The 17,786-nt window shown below is 70.5% G+C and carries 16 protein-coding genes; 14 read left to right on the top strand and 2 right to left on the bottom strand.

What is annotated here, in order from left to right; genetic code table 11:
* Window positions 1-8: 8 nt before the first annotated feature.
* Together NITAL_RS23670 and NITAL_RS23665 are read right to left on the bottom strand one after the other, a co-directional pair.
* Window positions 9-1,517: a GMC family oxidoreductase gene (locus NITAL_RS23670; RefSeq protein ID WP_052668736.1), complete on the bottom strand. Its 1,509-nt coding sequence runs from the start codon at window positions 1,515-1,517 to the stop codon at window positions 9-11.
* Between the two features lie 2 nt (window positions 1,518-1,519).
* Window positions 1,520-2,974, bottom strand: coding sequence for an aldehyde dehydrogenase (locus NITAL_RS23665; RefSeq protein WP_211262644.1), 1,455 nt, complete (start codon window positions 2,972-2,974; stop codon window positions 1,520-1,522).
* 150 nt (window positions 2,975-3,124) lie between these two features.
* Between NITAL_RS23665 and NITAL_RS23660 the strand changes: the two genes are divergently transcribed.
* The 14 genes from NITAL_RS23660 to NITAL_RS23595 all read left to right on the top strand — a co-directional run bounded on the left by NITAL_RS23660 (window position 3,125) and on the right by NITAL_RS23595 (window position 17,781).
* Window positions 3,125-4,045 carry an AraC-like ligand-binding domain-containing protein gene (locus NITAL_RS23660; protein ID WP_052668734.1) on the top strand — a complete coding sequence of 307 codons (921 nt, stop codon included), beginning with the start codon at window positions 3,125-3,127 and terminating at the stop codon, window positions 4,043-4,045.
* Between the two features lie 103 nt (window positions 4,046-4,148).
* Window positions 4,149-6,482, top strand: coding sequence for an FdhF/YdeP family oxidoreductase (locus NITAL_RS23655; protein ID WP_052668733.1), 2,334 nt, complete (start codon window positions 4,149-4,151; stop codon window positions 6,480-6,482).
* A 359-nt stretch (window positions 6,483-6,841) separates the two neighbouring features.
* Window positions 6,842-8,497 (top strand): ABC transporter substrate-binding protein, encoded by a 1,656-nt coding sequence (locus NITAL_RS23650; protein WP_052668732.1) that lies wholly within the window; start codon window positions 6,842-6,844, stop codon window positions 8,495-8,497.
* A 67-nt stretch (window positions 8,498-8,564) separates the two neighbouring features.
* Window positions 8,565-9,512, top strand: a complete 948-nt coding sequence (locus tag NITAL_RS23645; RefSeq protein WP_211262643.1) for an ABC transporter permease — start codon at window positions 8,565-8,567, stop codon at window positions 9,510-9,512.
* Complete coding sequence (locus NITAL_RS23640) at window positions 9,509-10,369, top strand: ABC transporter permease (protein WP_211262642.1); 861 nt, start codon at window positions 9,509-9,511, stop codon at window positions 10,367-10,369. The genes NITAL_RS23645 and NITAL_RS23640 overlap by 4 nt, the downstream gene beginning before the upstream one ends.
* On the top strand, window positions 10,366-11,364 hold the full coding sequence (locus NITAL_RS23635) for an ABC transporter ATP-binding protein (protein WP_052668731.1): 999 nt from the start codon (window positions 10,366-10,368) through the stop codon (window positions 11,362-11,364). The genes NITAL_RS23640 and NITAL_RS23635 overlap by 4 nt, the downstream gene beginning before the upstream one ends.
* Entirely contained in the window at window positions 11,361-12,221 is an 861-nt protein-coding gene (locus NITAL_RS23630) for an ABC transporter ATP-binding protein (RefSeq protein WP_052668730.1), read from the top strand. Before NITAL_RS23635 ends, NITAL_RS23630 begins: the two co-directional genes overlap by 4 nt.
* A 60-nt stretch (window positions 12,222-12,281) precedes the next feature.
* Window positions 12,282-13,652, top strand: coding sequence for an amidase (locus NITAL_RS23625; protein ID WP_052668729.1), 1,371 nt, complete (start codon window positions 12,282-12,284; stop codon window positions 13,650-13,652).
* 87 nt (window positions 13,653-13,739) lie between these two features.
* The gene (locus tag NITAL_RS23620) at window positions 13,740-14,651 is read left to right on the top strand and encodes an XdhC family protein (RefSeq protein WP_157042055.1); all 912 of its coding nucleotides are present in this window, start codon (window positions 13,740-13,742) and stop codon (window positions 14,649-14,651) included.
* 58 nt (window positions 14,652-14,709) lie between these two features.
* Window positions 14,710-14,970: a hypothetical protein gene (locus tag NITAL_RS23615; RefSeq protein ID WP_157042054.1), complete on the top strand. Its 261-nt coding sequence runs from the start codon at window positions 14,710-14,712 to the stop codon at window positions 14,968-14,970.
* A gap of 30 nt (window positions 14,971-15,000) precedes the next feature.
* Window positions 15,001-15,891, top strand: coding sequence for an AAA family ATPase (locus NITAL_RS23610; RefSeq protein ID WP_052668726.1), 891 nt, complete (start codon window positions 15,001-15,003; stop codon window positions 15,889-15,891).
* Entirely contained in the window at window positions 15,881-17,017 is a 1,137-nt protein-coding gene (locus NITAL_RS23605; RefSeq protein WP_052668725.1) for a vWA domain-containing protein, read from the top strand. Before NITAL_RS23610 ends, NITAL_RS23605 begins: the two co-directional genes overlap by 11 nt.
* Window positions 17,018-17,026: 9 nt before the next feature.
* Window positions 17,027-17,320: a hypothetical protein gene (locus NITAL_RS23600; protein WP_052668724.1), complete on the top strand. Its 294-nt coding sequence runs from the start codon at window positions 17,027-17,029 to the stop codon at window positions 17,318-17,320.
* Window positions 17,317-17,781 (top strand): hypothetical protein, encoded by a 465-nt coding sequence (locus NITAL_RS23595; protein ID WP_052668723.1) that lies wholly within the window; start codon window positions 17,317-17,319, stop codon window positions 17,779-17,781. The genes NITAL_RS23600 and NITAL_RS23595 overlap by 4 nt, the downstream gene beginning before the upstream one ends.
* Window positions 17,782-17,786 lie beyond the last annotated feature (5 nt).

Raw genomic sequence — 17,786 nt, 5'->3', positions numbered from 1 at the left:
CTCCGGCGTCAGGCGAGGAGCAGGTCCGCCGCCTTCTCGCCGATCACGAGTGCTGCCGGGTTGGTGTTCACGGAGACGATGCTGGGCATGATCGACGCGTCAGCGACCCGCAGCCCGTCGATGCCCCGCACCCGCAGCTGCGGGTCGACGACGCTGTCGCCACCGACTCCCATCGCGCACGTCCCGACCGGGTGGTAGTACTGCCCGGTGCCCTGCCGCAGGTAGGCCCTCAGGGCGTCGTCGGTCAGGTCCGGGCCCGGCAGGGCCTCTGCCTTGCGCCAGCCGCCGAAGGCTGCGTCCTCGCCGATCTCCCGGGCCAGGCGCAGCCCGGCGATCATGCGCGTGACGTCACGGTCCTCGGTGAGGTAGCGCGGGTCGACGATCGGAGGGGTGCCCGGATCAGCGGAACGCAGGCGCACGTGGCCGCGGCTGGCGGGGCTCGCCACGGCGACGCCGATCGTGTAGCTGTTCTCCGGTGCGCTGACCGTTGGCGGGTGGAACGGGACGGTGATGAACATCAGTTGCAGGTCGGGCTCGGCGACCGACTCGTCGACCCACCCGAGGTACGAGGCCTCGGCGTGGTTCGAGCTGGCGACCGGGATCTGGCGGGCCGCCTCGTAGATCACGCCGGACATCGGGTGGTCGTGGAGGTTCTCGCCGACGCCGGGGAGGTCGTGGACCACGTCCACGCCGAGGGACCGCAACAGGTCGGCAGGCCCCACCCCTGACCGTTGCAGCAGGTGTGGGCTGCCGATCGCACCACAGGAGACCACGACCTCAGCGTCGGCGCGCAACGTCTCGGAGCTCCCGTCCGGACCGGCCACCTCGACGCCGGTGCAGCGTCGACCGTCGAAGGTCAGCCGCAGGACGTGGGCATCGGTGCGGATCTCGAGGTTGGGGCGGTCCGTGTGGGGATGCAGGTAGGCGACGGCGGCACTCTGGCGCACCCCGTCGTGGATCGTCAGGTCGTGCAGCCCGGCGCCTGTCTGGTCCGCACCGTTGAAGTCGTCGGTGACGTGGTGGCCGACGTTCCTGGCCGCGTCCACGAAGGCCGCCGCCAGCGGGTGGACATCCACAGCCGGTCCGACCCGCAGGGGGCCGTCGAAGCCGCGGTACTGCGGGTCCCCGCCTCGTGCCGTCTCCATCCGCTTGAACAGCGGAAGCAGGTCGTTGTAGGACCAGCCGGCGTTACCCGCGGCGGCCCATCCGTCGTAGTTCGTACGGTGGCCGCGGAGGTGCACCATCGCGTTGATCGAGCTGCTGCCACCGAGGACCTTCCCGCGCGGCCAGCTGAACACGGCCCCGTCGAGAGCTTCCTGCGGCTCCAGCTCGATGTCCCAGTCGACCTCCGTGGCCCAGTGGGCCGGCCACGCCGCCGGTACCGGGATCGTTTCGCGTGTGTCGGCCGAACCGGCCTCCAGCAGGAGCACCCGGACGTCGGACCGCTCGGACAGGCGGGATGCCACCACCGAGCCGGCAGACCCGGCGCCGACGACGATGTAGTCGTAGTTCGTCATGATCAGACCTCCTTGCCTGGCAGGTAGATCGAGGTCTGGACCTGGTAGTTGGCCAGACCCTCTGCGCCGAGCTCGCGCCCGATCCCACTGTCCTTGACGCCGCCGAAGGGCGCCACCGGATCCGGCAGGTAGGTGTTGACGCCGATCGAGCCCGTCTCGACCCGACGCGCCACCTCGAGCCCGCGCTCGAGGTCCTGGGTCCACACCGTGCCGCCCAACCCGTAGTCGGAGTCGTTGGCGATGCGGACGGCCTGGTCGACGTCGCCGTAGGCGATCACCGACAGGACGGGACCGAAGATCTCCTCGCGGGAGATCGTCGCGTGGTTGTCGACGTCGGCGAAGATCGTGGGTTCGACGAACCACCCGTGGGGTCGCGCCGCCGGCCGGCCGCCCCCCGTGGTCATCCGCGCGCCCTCCTTCTTGCCGATGCCGATGTAGTTCTCGACCCGCTCGCGATGCGTGGCGCTGGCCATCGGGCCGATCATCGTCGCTTCGTCGAGCGGGTCGCCGATGACCGCGGAGGACGCCATGTCCGTGAGCGTGTCCACGACCTCGTCGTAACGAGCCTGCGGTGCCAGCACGCGGGTGCCGAGGAAGCAGGTCTGGCCGTTGTTCATCATCGTCGCCGCGAACAGCGACTCGATGTTGGAGGACAGGTCGGCGTCGTCGAGCACGATGGCTGCCGACTTCCCACCGAGCTCGAGCGTGACCGGCCGCAGGAGCCGGCCACAGGTCTCCGCGATCTGACGCCCCGCGGCGGTGGAGCCGGTGAACGCGATCTTGTCGATGCCCGGGTGCTCGACCAGGGCACGGCCCAGGTCCCGCCCGCCCGGCAGGATGCTCACCACGCCCGCGGGCATCCCGAGCGACTCGAGCACCTGGGCGAGGAGGAAGGTGTCCAGCACGGTCTCCGGGGACGGCTTGACGACGACCGTGCAGCCAGCGGCGAGGGCCGGCGCGAGCTTGAAGAACAGCAACGTCTGGGGGTAGTTCCACGGCACGATGGCGCCCACGACGCCCACCGGCTTGCGGCGGACGTGGACGGTGCCCCCGAAGGCGCCCGCGCGCTCGTCCTCGACCTCCTGGCCGCGGATCATCGCGGCGTACATCTGCAGCAGACCGGCGGGGTAGCCGGTCTCGGCTGCGCGAGCGGTGCCGATGGGCATCCCGTTCTGCCTGCTGACGAGCTGGGCGAACTCTTCACCACGCTCCGCCATGACGGCGGCGAAACGGTCCAGCAGGGCGGCACGCTCCTCGACGCTCCACCCGCCCCAGCCGTCCGGGTCCTGCATCGCGGCGCGAGCGCGCGCCACGGCCGTGTCGAGGTCGGCGGTCGAGGCCTCAGGCACCTGGCCGATGACCTCCTCGGTGCTGGCCTCCACGACGTCGATCGTGCCGGCGCCCCGGGGCTGCTCCCAGCGGCCGCCGATGTACAGCTGCTCATGGACGTGCTTCACGTCTGCTCCCATCCGTCGAAGGCTTCTCCCACCTCGGAAGCTCCCGCAACCACGGGAGGACCGCTTGTCGATCTGCGCCACACCGGTTGTCCCAGCGCGTATGGTTGACTGAACGGACAGTCGGAACGGGGTCTGCCGGGAGGAGGACCCATGGATGCAGCGGCTACCGCCCTCGTGCCGGCGTCGGACCTGTGGCGCCACCAACTCGCGACGAGGTTCGCCGGCCTCGAGTGCGTCGCGGTGGACCAGGTGGAGGTGATCGGCACGCTCGCCGACAACACCCTCGGCGAGGTCGGGGTCCACCGGGTCACGGGATCCCCCCAACAGGTCCGGCGCACACCGGTGACGGCCCGCCGAGAACCCCTCGACCTCCTCAAGGTCTGCCTGATGACCACCGGCGAGGCCGTCGTGGAACAGGACGGGACCCACATCGCGCTCGGACCAGGCGACTTCGCCCTCTACGACACCGGGCGGCCCTACACGATCACGCTCCAGCCCGCCTGGTCGTGTCTGGTCATGACGGTTCCACGCGCGTCACTGGGTCTGCCCGACCGGACCGTTCGCCAGGTCATGTCAGTCGTCCACGACACCCGAGGTGCCGGCCAACTGCTCCACACCTTCCTCCGCGAGGCCTTCCGGACCCACACCGACTCGAAGGCGACCTCCCTGCGGCTCGGTGAGGCCGGCGTCGCCTTGCTGGCTGGTGCCGTGGCCGAGCACCAACCTCGCGTCGGCGACCTCGACCACGATGACCTGCGCCACCAGGTCGTCGCCTGGATCCGGCAGCACCTGCACGACCCCGACCTGTCGACCGAGCGCATCGCCCGCGCGCTGCTCGTGTCCACCCGGTCACTCCAGCGACTGTTCGAGGACGAGGAGCTCGGCGTCGCCGGACTGGTTCGTGAGCTGCGCCTCGACGCCGTGCGCCGCGACCTCGACGACCCGGCACTCGCCGACTGCACCGTCACCTGGATCGCGGCGCGCTGGGGCGTCACGGACGCGTCGTGGCTGTCACGGGCCTTCCGGGCACGCTACGGCACGCCACCCTCCGCCTACCGCGTCCCCCGGTGAACCACGAACCGAGGATGCCGGGGACCTCGATGCACGCCGCTGTCGGCGATCCTCGGCCCGGGCGTGCCCTACGCTGCGCGCCGGTAGCAGCGGAGGTCGTGTCGTGAGCGAACGGACCGTGGCGGAGCAGCCGGCGCCGGAGCCGGAGCTCGAGGTCGGGGCGCCGAAGCGGCGCGCCGCCGGGATCCCAGGCGTGCTCGCCAGCCTCAAGCACGCCAACCAGCAGATGGGGCCGGTCCGCAGCGTCGCGACGCTGCGCAAGGTGAACCAGGCGCACGGGTTCGACTGCCCCGGGTGTGCCTGGCCCGAGCCCGCCGAGCGCCGGTTGGCCGAGTTCTGCGAGAACGGCGTCAAGGCGGTCGCCGAGGAGGCGACCCGCCGGCGCGTCGACGCCGCGTTCTTCGCGCAGCACCCGATCAGCGAGCTGCGGACCTGGACCGAGCACGAGCTGTCTCAGCGGGGGCGGCTGACCGAACCGGTGGTCAAGCGACCTGGCGCGGACCGCTACGAGCCGATCGGGTGGGACGACGCGTTCACCCTGGTCGGTGACCACCTGCGCTCGCTCGACTCCCCCGACCGCGCGATCTTCTACACATCGGGTCGTACCAGCAACGAGGCCGCGTTCGCCTACCAGCTGTTCGTCCGGGCGTTCGGGACCAACAACCTGCCCGACTGCTCGAACCTGTGTCACGAGTCCAGCGGCACCGCGCTGACCGAGACCTTGGGGGTGGGCAAGGGGTCGGTCCGGCTGGAGGACCTGCAGGACGCCGACCTCATCCTCGTCGTCGGGCAGAACCCCGGCACCAACCACCCGCGCATGCTGACCGCCCTGCGCCACGCCAAGGAACGCGGTGCGCGGATCGTCGCGGTCAACCCGCTGCCCGAGGCCGGACTGCTGCACTTCGACGACCCGCAGACCGTCAGCGGCCTCGTTGGCAAAGGCACGCCGCTGTCCGACCGGTACCTGCAGGTACGGGTGAACGGTGACCTCGCGCTGTTCCAGGCGGTGAACGCGGCGTTGCTGCAGGCGGAAGCGGACGCACCGGGCACGGTGCTGGATCACGACTTCATCCGCGATCGCACGACCGGGTTCGAGGCGTTCGCGGACGCCCTGCGCCACCTCGATCGGGACGACGTCGATGCCGCGACGGGGCTGACCCGCGACGAGGTTGCGGGCCTCGTCGCCGACGTCCTGGAGGCGGACCGCATCGTGGTGTGCTGGGCCATGGGGCTCACGCAGCACCGCAACTCGGTCGCCACCATCCGCGAGGTCGTCAACTTCCTGCTGCTGCGCGGGAACCTCGGACGTCCCGGTACCGGTGTCTGCCCGGTCCGTGGCCACTCCAACGTGCAGGGCGACCGCACGATGGGCATCAACGAGAAGCCCCCGGCGGCGTTCCTCGACGCGTTGCGGGACGAGTTCGGGTTCGAGCCCCCGCGTGACCACGGCACCGACGTGGTCGAGGCCATCCGGGCGTTGCGCGACGGCAACGCCGAGGTGTTCGTCGCCATGGGCGGCAACTTCGTGTCCGCGTCGCCCGACACGGCTGCGACCGAGGCTGCGCTGTCCAACGCGGCGTTGACGGTCCAGATCTCGACCAAGCTCAACCGGTCCCACCTGATGACGGGGGAGACCGCGATCATCCTGCCGGTGCTCGGGCGCACCGAGCGCGACGTGCAGGCCACCGGGGAACAGCTGGTGTCGGTCGAGGACTCGATGGGCGCCGTGCACGCGTCCCGCGGCACGCTCGACCCCGCGTCGCCGCACCTGCGCTCCGAGGTGGCGGTCGTCGCGGGTATGGCGCGCGCCACGCTCGGGGACGACACGCCGGCGCTCGACTGGGACGGCTTCGAGGCCGACTACGCCAGCATCCGCGACCACGTCAGCCGCGTCGTACCGGGCTTCGAGAACTTCGACCGCCGCGTCCGGATGCCCAGCGGGTTCCTGCTCCCCCACCCGGCACGCGACGCCGACCGGCTGCCGACGGCCACCGGGCGCGCCGCGTTCACGGTGAACGATCTCGAGGTGCTGCGGGTCCCGCCGGGCTGCCTGCTGCTGCAGACCGTGCGCAGCCACGACCAGTACAACACCACGATCTACGGCCTGGACGACCGCTACCGCGGCATCCGCGGGGGACGTCGGGTCGTGTTCGTGCACCCCGACGACCTGACCGACCTCGACCTGGCCGACGGCCAGCACGTCGACCTGGTCGGTGAATGGTCCGACGGTGTCGAGCGGCGGGCACCGTCGTTCCGGGTGGTCAGCTACCCGACGGCCCGCGGCTGCGCCGCCGCCTACTTCCCCGAGACCAACGTGCTGGTGCCGCTGGACTCGACCGCCGAGGGCAGCAACACGCCCACCTCGAAGTCGGTCATCGTGCGGCTGGAACCCACGGATGAGCGGGACCGATCACCGTCCCGACGCGCGGCGCGGTAGGCACGAGCACCCCACGGCAGCACCCCACCGCGAGGCCGGAACTCACCACCGTGCGTCGCACCGGCCGGCTCTGCCGACAGCTCGACATCCGAAACCCGAACCGCGTGGGACGGCATCGATCGAGACGGCCTGGTCGCGACCCCCGAGCCGCGTTCGAGAGCGCGACCCCAGACCGGGTTGCGCCGTCCTGACCACGATATATGACACAAAGCTTGACGCGCGCGAGGAGAAGTGCATTTAATGCACACCACGACTCGGTCGCGCCGGACGGGAGCTCGCGCTGACGGCTGACTCGTAGGTGGCCTGCCGGGCGTGCAACCGAACCGGCGGGCGTGGCACGGGGAAGGGAGGAGACGCTCATGATGCTGTTCTCACGTGCACTTCCGCCGTTGATGGTGCTCGCCCTCGGAGCGACCGCCTGCAGCGCCGGCGATCCGGATCCGGCGCTCGCGACCGATGTGGCCGACGGGGGCGCCGACGACTCCGGCGACGACTTCCGGACCACTGCTCCTACCGGCGAGCTCGATGCGGTGACCTGGTACACGTTCTACCGCCCGCCGCTCGTACTCGACCCGGTCGCGATCGGCGACTATCCGGAGTTGATGATCACGGCGAACGTGTGTGAGGGCCTGGTCCGGATGGAGCCCGACTTCTCCATCGTGCCGAACCTCGCCGCCGAGGTCAGCCAGCCCGACGACCTCACGTACGTGTACAAGCTTCGACCGGGGATCACCTTCCACGACGGCTCTCCCCTGACCGCGGAGGACGTCGTCTACTCCGTCGAGCGGCAGCTCGACGGGACCGTCTTCTCCGCCGTGGACAACGTCTTCCGCTACCTCGATGCCGTCTCTGCGACAGCGGACGACGAGATCACCTTCACGCTGACCAGTCCGGATGCTCTGTTCGCCAAGGGGCTCGCCACGGCGGCGGGCGTCGTGGTCAACAAGGCGGCAGCGACCGCCGATGGTGACGCCTTCGGGACGCCGGCGGGCGGTCTGGTCTGCACGGGGCCCTACATGCTCGACAGCTACGACCCGACGTCCGAGGTCACACTCACCGCCTACGAGGACTACTGGGACACGACTCGGACCCCGCGGATCGCACGTGCCACGTTCGTCTGGCCCCAGGACCCCGCGGTCATCGCCGACGGCATGCTCACCGGTCAGATCGACGGGGGCTGGGACATCCCGCCGGCCGCCCTCGACCGGCTCGCCTCGACCGACGCCGGGGAGTTGTTCATCGGTCCGGCGAGCCAGTCGCTGCAGAACTTCTCCCTCGTCGTCAACCGCCGACCCGATTCGCCGCTGGCAGACCCGCAGGTCCGCAAGGCGCTGTCGCTCGCCGTCGACCGTGACGGGATGGCGAGCGTGCTGTACGGCGGCTCGGCAGTCCCGCTGTACGCCGTGGCGGGACCATCGCTGTTCGGTGACGACCCGAAGGTCGGTGCTGCCTACGACACCTTGTCTCGGCCACGTGACATCGACGCCGCGAAGGCGCTCGTCGAGGAGGCCGGCAGTCCCGACGGCACGATCGTGCTGTCGGCGCCCTCCACCGACCCGATGGGCATCCAGTTCGCGGAGTCGGTCCAGCAGGCCGCTGGGGAGATCGGTCTGAACGCCGAGCTGCGGACCTTGCCGCCCGAGCAGTACGCGGCGCTGTTCTTCGATCCCGCCGCACGCGAGGGTATCGATGCGTGGTTCAGCATCGGCTTCACCGGCGTGGTCGACCCCCTGTCCATGCTCTTCGAGGTGGCGTACCCCGGCGGCGTCCTGAACTACACGGGCTACGACAACCCCGCCATCACGGAGAAGCTGGAGCGGGCCCTCGGCGAGACCGACGATGCAGCACGATCCGAACTGGTGGCAGAGATCCTCCTCGAGCTGGACGACGACCTGCCGACGATCCCGCTGATCACGCCGCAGATCCGACTGTTCCAGGCGGACGGTCTGACGGGTGCACCGAAGACCTTCACCTACACGCAGACCCCGTGGCTCAACCTCATGGGCGCCAGCTGACGCCCTCTGGGACGGGCCGGCACCGTGCCGGCCCGTCCTCCGGGCAACACACTCCGGGAGATCAGCCGTGCGCTCCTACGTCCTGCGGCAGTTGCTGGCTCTGCTCCTGGTGATGCTCGCATCCACGCTGATCGTGTTCCTCAGTCTGCATCTCGCACCAGGCAGCCCGGAGCAGTTCCTCGTCGGGCGACGAACGATCCCGCCGGAGCAGTTGCTCGCGCTGCGCGCCCACTACCACCTCGACGATCCGCTCCTCGTGCAGTACGTGCGGTGGCTCGGTGGGCTCGTCCGCGGCGACTTCGGGATGTCCATCGCCACCCGCACCCCCGTCACCTCGTTGCTCGCGAGCGCACTGCCGACGACGCTCGTGTTGATCGGCTACGCCGCCCTCCTGTCGGTCACCCTCGGTCTCGTAGCGGGCGCGACGGCCGCCCTGCGCCGAGGTTGGCCCGACCAGCTCATCACCGCTTCCTCGGCCGTGGCCGTCGCGATCCCGGCGTTCGTGGCCGCCGTCCTGCTGCGCGCCTTCTTCGCGGTCCACTGGGGCCTGTTCCCCGTGCGCGGGGGTGGTCATGGGTTCCTCGAGCGCCTCCACCACCTCACGCTGCCGGCGATCTCCCTGGCGCTGCTCACCTCGGCGCTGCTGGCCCGCGTGACGCGATCGTCGATGCGAGAGGAAGCAGCGCGAGAGCACGTGCAGACGGCGCAGGTCCGCGGCCTGCCGACGACCCTCATCGTCCGGCGACACATCCTGCGCAACGCCTTGATCCCGGTCGTCACGGTCGTAGGGCTGCAGGTGCCGTTCTTGATCGTCGGCTCGGTCGCGGTCGAGCAGGCCTTCGACCTGAGCGGCCTCGGGCGGCTGCTGCTGTCCGGGGTCAGCACCAACGACTTCGCGGTCGTCCAGGCCGTGGTGCTCGTCATCGTGTTCGCCATCATCACGGCCAACACGGTCGTCGACCTCATCTACTCGTGGCTGGATCCGCGCATCCGGCTCGGAGAGGGACGCCGATGAGCACGCCGAGCCTCGAGTACGGCATGGCCCGGCTCCGTGGTGCGGCCTCGAGCCGACGGCGCCAGCTCGGGCTGATCGGGGTCGCCGCCGTCGTGTGGCTCGCGGTCCTGATGGTCCTCGCGGTCATCGGGCCGCTGGTGGCTCCTGCTGACCCGAACGTCGGCACGTTGTCCGAATCCCTCCAGGGCCCATCGTTCCAGCACCTGCTCGGCACGGACATCAGCGGCCGCGACATCCTCAGCCGGCTGATCCATGGGGTCCGCCCGAGCCTGCTGGGTCCGGTCATCGTCGTGGCCATCGCGTTGGGGGTCGGCGTGCCGTTGGCGCTGACCGCGGCGTGGACCGGTGGTCGCATCGACATGATCATCGGCCGTCTGCTCGACCTGCAGTTCGCCTTCCCCGCCGTGCTGATCGCGATCCTCGCGGTGGCGCTGTACGGACCGGGTCTGGCGCCCGCGGTCATCGCGCTCGGGGTCGCCTACATCCCGTTCGCGGCCCGCATCACCCGGAGCGTTGCGCTGCGGGAGCGGCGGCAGCTCTACGTCGCCGCGCTCGAGGTGCAAGGCTGCAGCGCCTGGGCGATCAACCTCCGCCACATCCTGCCGAACCTCTCACGCCTGATCGTGGCCCAGGCCACGATCGCGATCGCCTACGCCATCGTCGACCTGGCTGCCTTGTCCTTCCTCGGCCTCGGGACGCAGCCGCCGACGGCCGACTGGGGCGTGATGGTCAACGACGGGGACGCCATCGCCCGGGGCGCCTACGGGCAGGCGATCGCCACCGCGGTGGTCATCGTCGCCTCGGTCGTCGCCTTGACCGTGGTGGGCGATCGACTCTCCGAAGGGGATGGAACATGACCGGGCCGCTCCTCACCGTCTCCGACCTGACGGTCGACCTCCGGGTGGACGGGCAGCCGAAACGGGTCCTGGAGGACGTCTCGTTCTCGGTCGCCGAGGGTGAGGCGATGGGTCTCGTCGGCGAGTCGGGCTCAGGCAAGTCGATGACCGCCCGCGCCTTGCTGCGACTGCTTCCGCGTGGAGCGAGCGTCACCGGCTCCGTGCGCTGTGGTGACCGCGAGGTGCTCTCCCTCGGGCGTGAGGAACTGCGCCGGTACCGGTCCCGTGACGTCGCGATGATCTTCCAGGACCCCCAGGCGCACATCAACCCGGTCCATCGCATCGGTTCGTTCCTGATCGAACCCTCGGTCCAGAGCGGCGTGCCGCGCTCCGAAGCGACAGCCCGGGCCTCACGCCTCCTCGACGACGTCGGCATCTCCGAACCACAGGTCCGGATGCACCAGTACCCCCACGAACTGTCGGGCGGCATGCTGCAGCGGGTCATGATCGCCGCGGCACTGATGCATGAGCCTCGACTCCTGCTCGCCGACGAGCCCACCACGGCCCTGGACGTCACCACCCAATCCGAGGTCATGGCCATCCTGGACGACCTCCGGCAGGAGCGAGGGCTCTCGCTGGTCTTCATCACGCACGACCTCGACATCGCCGTCGCGGTCTGTCAACGGATCACGGTGCTCTACGCCGGTTCGGTGCTCGAGAGTCGTCCCGCCATCGCGCTCCACGACGACCCGGCGCACCCCTACTCGTCCGCCCTGATCCGATGTCGCCCACCGCTGGAACGTCGGCTCGACCGGCTCCCCTCGGTCAGCGGCCGCCCGGTCTCCGCCTTCGAGGCGGGGTCAGGTTGCGTGTTCGGCGAGCGTTGCGAGCATGCGGAGACCCGGTGCCACGATGAGCGGCCCCCACTCGAGCACCTCGCCGACGGCGTCGTGCGCTGCCACCGGCACGGCGATCTGGCCGGCCTCCTGCAGCCCATCCAGAGGTGGGTCCCGTGAGCGCAGAAGCCTCCGTCATCTCCGTCCGAGGGCTCGACAAGGTCTTCCCGGCCCGTGGTCGTGGGCGGCCCGAGACCCATGCGGTTCGGGACGTGTCCTTCGACGTCGCACCGGGCGAATGCGTCGGGATCGTCGGTGGATCCGGGTCGGGCAAGAGCACGGTCGCGCGGCTACTCGTCGGCTTGGAGCGTCCAACGCAGGGAACCATGGAGGTGGCCGGGCGCGACCGGTCGAAGCCCGCGCGGAAGGCAGCGGAACGACGGCGTCGTGGCCGTGAACTGCAGCTCGTCTTCCAGGACCCCTACACCTCGCTCGATCCGCGGCAGTCAGCCCGCTCGTGCCTCGCCGAGGTGCTGGCGCTGCACGGCCTCGGACGTGGCGATGCGAACGCACGCATCGAGGAGTTGCTCGAACAAGTCGGCCTCGACGACCGCCAGGGTCGAGCGCTACCGCGCAAGCTCTCCGGTGGGCAGCGGCAGCGGGTCGCGATCGCGCGGGCGCTCGCGGCAGAACCGCTCGCGATCGTCCTGGACGAGGCGGTCTCAGGCCTGGATGTCTCGATCCAGGCGCAGATCCTCAACCTCCTGTCCGACATCCGACGCGCGACGGGCGTCACGTACCTGTTCATCTCCCACGACCTCGCCGTGATCCGTCAGATCGCCGACCGTGTGCTCGTGATGCACCACGGGGAGGTCGTCGAGGAAGGCCCGACCGAGCGTGTCCTCGACCACCCCGCCGAGCCCTACACGCAGCTCCTTCGGGCGTCGGTCCCGAGGCCGGGCTGGAGGCCGTCGCGCCGCGATGGCCCGGTTCCGTCACCGACGGAGCGGCTCGACATCGGCTCACGCGAGGCGTGACGTGACCGGCGGTTGAGGCAGCGCGGAGCAGGCCTTCGCCGCGACCCGAGGAGGACGAGCATGACGGAACTGATCGGCCTGCCAGCGCTCGAGTTGGCGTCGCTGGTGCGCGAGCGCCAGGTCACCAGCCGCGAGATCGTGGAGGCGTTCCTGGCGAGAACGGAGGCGGTGGACCCGGAGGTGAACGCGGTCACGCTCGTCCTGGCCGACGAGGCGTTGGCGGCCGCGGACGCCGCGGATCGGACCGAACCGACGGGGCCGCTGCACGGGGTCCCGATCAGCGTCAAGGAGAACATCGACCTGACCGGAACGCCGACCACCCACGGCTTGCCGGCGCTCGCCGACGCGATGCCCGAGGAGGACGCCCCGATCGTGACACGGATGCGTGCCGCCGGAGCGATCCCGTTCCTGCGCACCAACCTCCCTGAGTTCGGGTTGCGTCTCGACACCGACAACCCGCTGCGCGGCCGCACCCGGAACCCGTGGGACCCGTCTCGGACCCCAGGCGGGTCCAGCGGCGGCGAGGCCGCGGCGATCGCTGCCCGGATGTCACCGCTCGGGCTCGGCAACGACATCGGCGGTTCCCTCCGCAACCCGGCGTTCTGCTGTGGGATCGTCGGCTTCCGTCCCACCACGGGGCGTGTCCCGATGGCCTCCTCCCTCCCCCCTGTCGACGGTCCCCTCAGCGAGCAGCTGATGGCGACGGACGGCCCGATGGGCCGCCGCGTCGACGACGTCAGCGCAGCGATGGCGATCCTGAACGGGGCTGACCCGAGCGACCCGCGGTCCGTCGACGTCCCGTTGGATCGGCCTTCGCCGGCTCATCGGGTCGCCGGTGTGGTGACCACCGGGAGCGACGGCCCGCTCCAGCCGGCCGTGGCGGCTGCGGTCGGCCGTGCCGCCGAAGCCTTGGCCGAGGCGGGCTGGGAGCTCGAGGAGGTGACGCTGCCGGAGCTCGCGCTCGTGAACGAGGTCTGGATGCGGATCATGTCGGAAGACATCCCGGGCCTCGTCGAGGCGATGGGGTCGCTGCTCACCCCGCGTCTGCGCGAGGTCCTGCTCGACCACGTCACCTACTACGACCCCGACCGGATCCCGCGAGGGGCCCTCCTCCCGGAGCGGCGGCGTCTGATGCGTCGGTGGACCGAGATGTTCCAACGCACCCCGGTGGTGATCGGTCCGGTGTGGCCCGAGCAGGCGTTCGTGGGGGGTGCCGACATGGAGCACGGCATCGGGTTCGTCGCCCGCTTCCTGCAGTTCGTCACACCGGCGCCGCTGCTCGGGCTCCCCGCCTTGGCCGTTCCCACGGGGACGTCCGACGGCGTACCGGTCGGCGTCCAGATCCACGCCGACCGGTGGAACGACGCATGGTGCTTCGAGGCCGGCCGCGCCATCGAGGCCGCCGTCGGCGTGGTCGAGCCGCCGGCCTGACCCGTCGTCGTGGGCGAGCAGAGACGCTGCCACAAGCTCGGCAGTGCGGGTCAGCTCGCATCCGCGACCGGCCGTATCCTGGCCGACATGTACAACCTCGCGCTCAGCGTGACAGCTTGCTTGCGGGCAGGCACCCGCGTGGACGTGGCATGGCCGGTGAGCTCCGACGGCCTCACGTTCGATCCTGGCGTGGACGCGGTGGCGCTCACACCCGGTGGCGGGCGGGTCGGTGGGCTCCTCGGCGGGGCTCTGGACGCGCAGCTGTCGGAGGTCGCACAGGGCAGACCGTCGGCGGGCCGCATCATCGACCTGACCGTGAACGACGTCGACGCGACCGTCGCCGGTCTGCCCCAGGGCGGTCACGTCGCGTGCGCACTGGTGCCCGCGTCCGACCTTCCGGACCGGCTCTGGCCGCTGCTGCTCGCGCGGGAACCGGTCTGCCTGGTCAGCACCCTCGCGGGTTCCGACATCACCGCGACGACGCTGCACGACACCGCAGACCTCGACGAGGCGTCCGCCGAGATCGCAGCCACCTTCCGGGCCGGCACCTCGGTGGTGACCAGCGTGGGTGACGACCTCGTCACCGTGCTGTGGCCGGTCCCGCGCCTGGTCGTGTCGAGCGGCGGACCGATCGCCGAAGCGCTGGCGGCGGCCGCACCTGTGCTGGGCTGGCAGGTGATCGTCGCCCCGCAGCTGCAGGACGCCATCGGTCTGATGGCCGGCCTGTCGTCGATCGACAGTGCGGTGATCATCGGACACGACGTCGAAGCGAGCAGCCGGGTCCTGGCTGCCGCCCTGGACAGCCCGGTCGGTTACATCGGCGCCCTGGGCTCCCTCAGGATGCAGCAACAGCGCGAGGGATGGCTGGCCTACCGAGGTATCACCGACCTCAGCCGGGTCAACGGCCCCGCAGGGGTCGACATCGGCGCCGAGACGCCCGGCGAGATCGCCATCTCCATCCTCGCCGAGGCGATCGCAGCCCGGCGCGGGAGGCAGTGACGCCCGCTGCGCGGTCACGAGGTCGTTCCTATACTGAAGACCCGTGTGGGAGGCCGACGTGGGCAACGATCGTGAAGCGACCAAGGGCGTGCTTCGCACCATCTGGGCGTCCGAGACGGACCCCACGGTCGCGCTGGATGAGGAGTGCAGTCCCACCAAGGTGTGCCGCAACATGCAAGGTGTCACCTTCGACGGCTACGGCGACGACAGCACCGACCTCACCACCGCGTGGCGGGAACGGCTGCAGCACGAAGGCAAGTACGACGCCTCCGCTGGCACCGTTCGTGACCTGGTCCTGGGGTCCGACAACGGCAGCTGATCGCGCCCCGATCCGATCGGAGCCCACCGGGTGACCCGACCCGTCCCTCTCGCTGGCTCGGTCGCCGAGCTCGCGGAGCTGCTCGCCGAGCACGGCTACCTCGCCGACCGTGGCCTGGCGACCGTCACCTACGTCGCGCTGACGCTCGGTCGCCCGTTGCTCCTCGAAGGCGAGGTCGGTGTCGGCAAGACCGAGCTCGCCAAGACGCTCGCGGCGGCATCGGGGCGTCGGCTCATCCGCCTGCAGTGCCACGAGGGCATCGATACCCACCAGGCGCTCTACGACTGGGATCACGCCCGTCAGATCCTCCAGATCCGCCTCCTCTCACAGGCGCAGCTCGAGGACGACGAGGCACTCGATCAGCTCTACAGCCCACGGTTCCTGATCGCTCGCCCGCTGCTCGAGGCGCTCCGCGAGGGCGGGGAGTGCGTCCTGCTCATCGACGAGATCGATCGTGCCGACGACGAGTTCGAGGCGTTCCTGCTCGAACTCCTGTCGGACTTCCAGATCACCATCCCGGAGATCGGCACGGTGACGGCGACGTCACGGCCGATCGTCGTGCTGACCTCGAACCGCACGCGCGAACTCCACGACGCCCTCAAGCGCCGGTGCCTCTACCACTGGATCGGGTTCCCGGACGCCGATCGCGAGACCGAGATCGTGCGACGACGGCTCCCGCACGCGACGGAGCAGTTGACCGCGAAGGTCGTGGCCGCCGTCCAGCGCCTCCGTGGGCTCGACCTCGCCAAGCCTCCGGGCGTCGCCGAGACGCTCGACTGGGTCGAGTCGCTGGAGACGGTCGGCGCCGGCCACCTCGACGTCGAGGTGGCACGCGACACGTTGGGTGCGGCGGTCAAGGACCGGGAGGACCTCGAGGTGGTCCACCAGCAGCTCGAGAGGATCGTTGGCGATGCCGGGTGACGACGGCGGGTTGATCGACGTCCTCGTCGGGTTCGCGGGTGCGTTGCGTGATGCCGGGTTGGTGGTGGGCACCGATGACGTGATGACGTTCACGGCGGGGCTCGCGGTCCTCGAACCCTCGGACGTCGTCGACGTGTACTGGGCCGGTCGAGGCACCCTGGTGCCCCGCCACGACCAGGTCCCGACCTACGACCGGATCTTCCGCACGTACTTCCTGGATGCCGCGCTCGACGACCCCGGCGACCCTCGTCACCAGCTCCGACAGACGCTCGAACGGTCCGCGACGCTCGAGCTCCCCGACCCCGAGGCCGAACGTTCCGAGGACGGCGACGACCAGGAGCGGGCCCTCGGCCTGGTCGCCTCACCCGTGGAGGTCGACCGGCACCGGTCCTTCGGCAGCTGCACCCCCGAGGAGCTCGCCGCCGTCCGGAGGATGATCTCGCGCATGCGGCTGACACCGCCTCGGCGCAGATCGCGCCGCATGGTCGGCGCGAAGCGCGGTCGCCGTGTCGACCTGCGCCGCACCGCGCGCGAGGCGATCGGTCAGCACGGTGACGTCGACCAGCTGCGGCACGTGCGGCGTCAGCTGCGGACGCGGCCGCTGGTCATCCTCCTCGACGTCTCCGGTTCGATGTCCGATCACTCCCGCAACCTGCTCCAGTTCGCGTACTCGTCACGTCGTGCCGCCACGAAGGTCGAGGTGTTCTGCTTCGGCACCCGCCTGACCCGGATCACCCGGCACCTCGACCGTCGCAGGCCCGACGACGCGATGGCTCGCGCCGCGATCGCGGTGTCCGACTGGGACGGCGGCACGAGGATCGGTGACTGCCTCGACACGTTCGTGCGCCGGTGGGCGCGGCAGGGCCTCGCCCGCGGCGCGGTGGTCGTGATCTGCTCCGACGGGCTCGACCGGGGGGACCCGGAGGTGCTCGCCACCGCGCTGGAACGCCTGTCACGACTGTGCCACCGCATCGTGTGGCTGACGCCACAACGCGGCGACGAGCCGCGCTACCGACCATCGACGCTGGCGATGATGGTCGCCGAGCCGTACCTCGACGAGGTGCTCGGTGCTGATGACCTACGCAGCCTCGAGCGTTTCGCCGAGGTGCTGCCGACCCTGCGCTAGGAGCGAATGATGAGGTTCAGCGTGTCGCTGGTGGCGGAGGGTGACCGCGAGGTGACCCACGACGAGGTGCTCGCGCTCGCCGACGAGGTCGCCGAGCTGGCGGGCATCGCCAGCGGCATCGGGGCGACGTCCTACGGCGCCCAGATCGTCGTCGAGGCAGCCAGCTCGGACGAGGCGGTCGACGTCGCGCTCCAGCGGTTCGCCGCGGCCGTCACGCGGGCGGGGCTGCCGGTCTGGCCGGTGACGCGGGCCGAGACGGTCAGCGAGCAGGACGACCTCGCCGACCTCGAGGGCGACACGTGATCCGGCTCGGCTCCCTCGCCGGCTACCCGTTCGAGGGGCCGCGCGTCCTGGCCGGCTGGACGCCGCCTCCGGTGGCCGCGGTGTACGCGATCCTGTGCCGCAACGATCCGGAGGGTCGCCCGCAGGAGTACGCGGTGATCCACGTCGGACACAGCGACGACCTGTCAGCCGAGCACTTCCCGTTCCGTCACCCGCGTGCCGACCGTTGGATCGAGCGTGCGGGTGGTCGCTACGCGTTGCACATCTGCACCTACCAGGTGCCGGGGGGGCTCCCCTCCCACCGCGAGCAGATCGCCCGCGAGCTGATCGCGATCTACCGGCCGAGCTGCAACGAGGAGCGGTACGACGATGCCTGGCGTGACGAGTGGATCGGGTCCTACGAGGCACCGACCACCGGACCGCTGACCACCGATCGTCGACCGCCCCGCGACCCGCACCGGCCCTCACCCGAGGACGCCTGACCGAG

Source organism: Nitriliruptor alkaliphilus DSM 45188, from assembly GCF_000969705.1.
Taxonomy (GTDB): Bacteria; Actinomycetota; Nitriliruptoria; order Nitriliruptorales; family Nitriliruptoraceae; genus Nitriliruptor; species Nitriliruptor alkaliphilus.
Note: the sequence above shows the minus strand (reverse complement) of the source record. Positions and strands in the feature narration are given on the sequence as shown.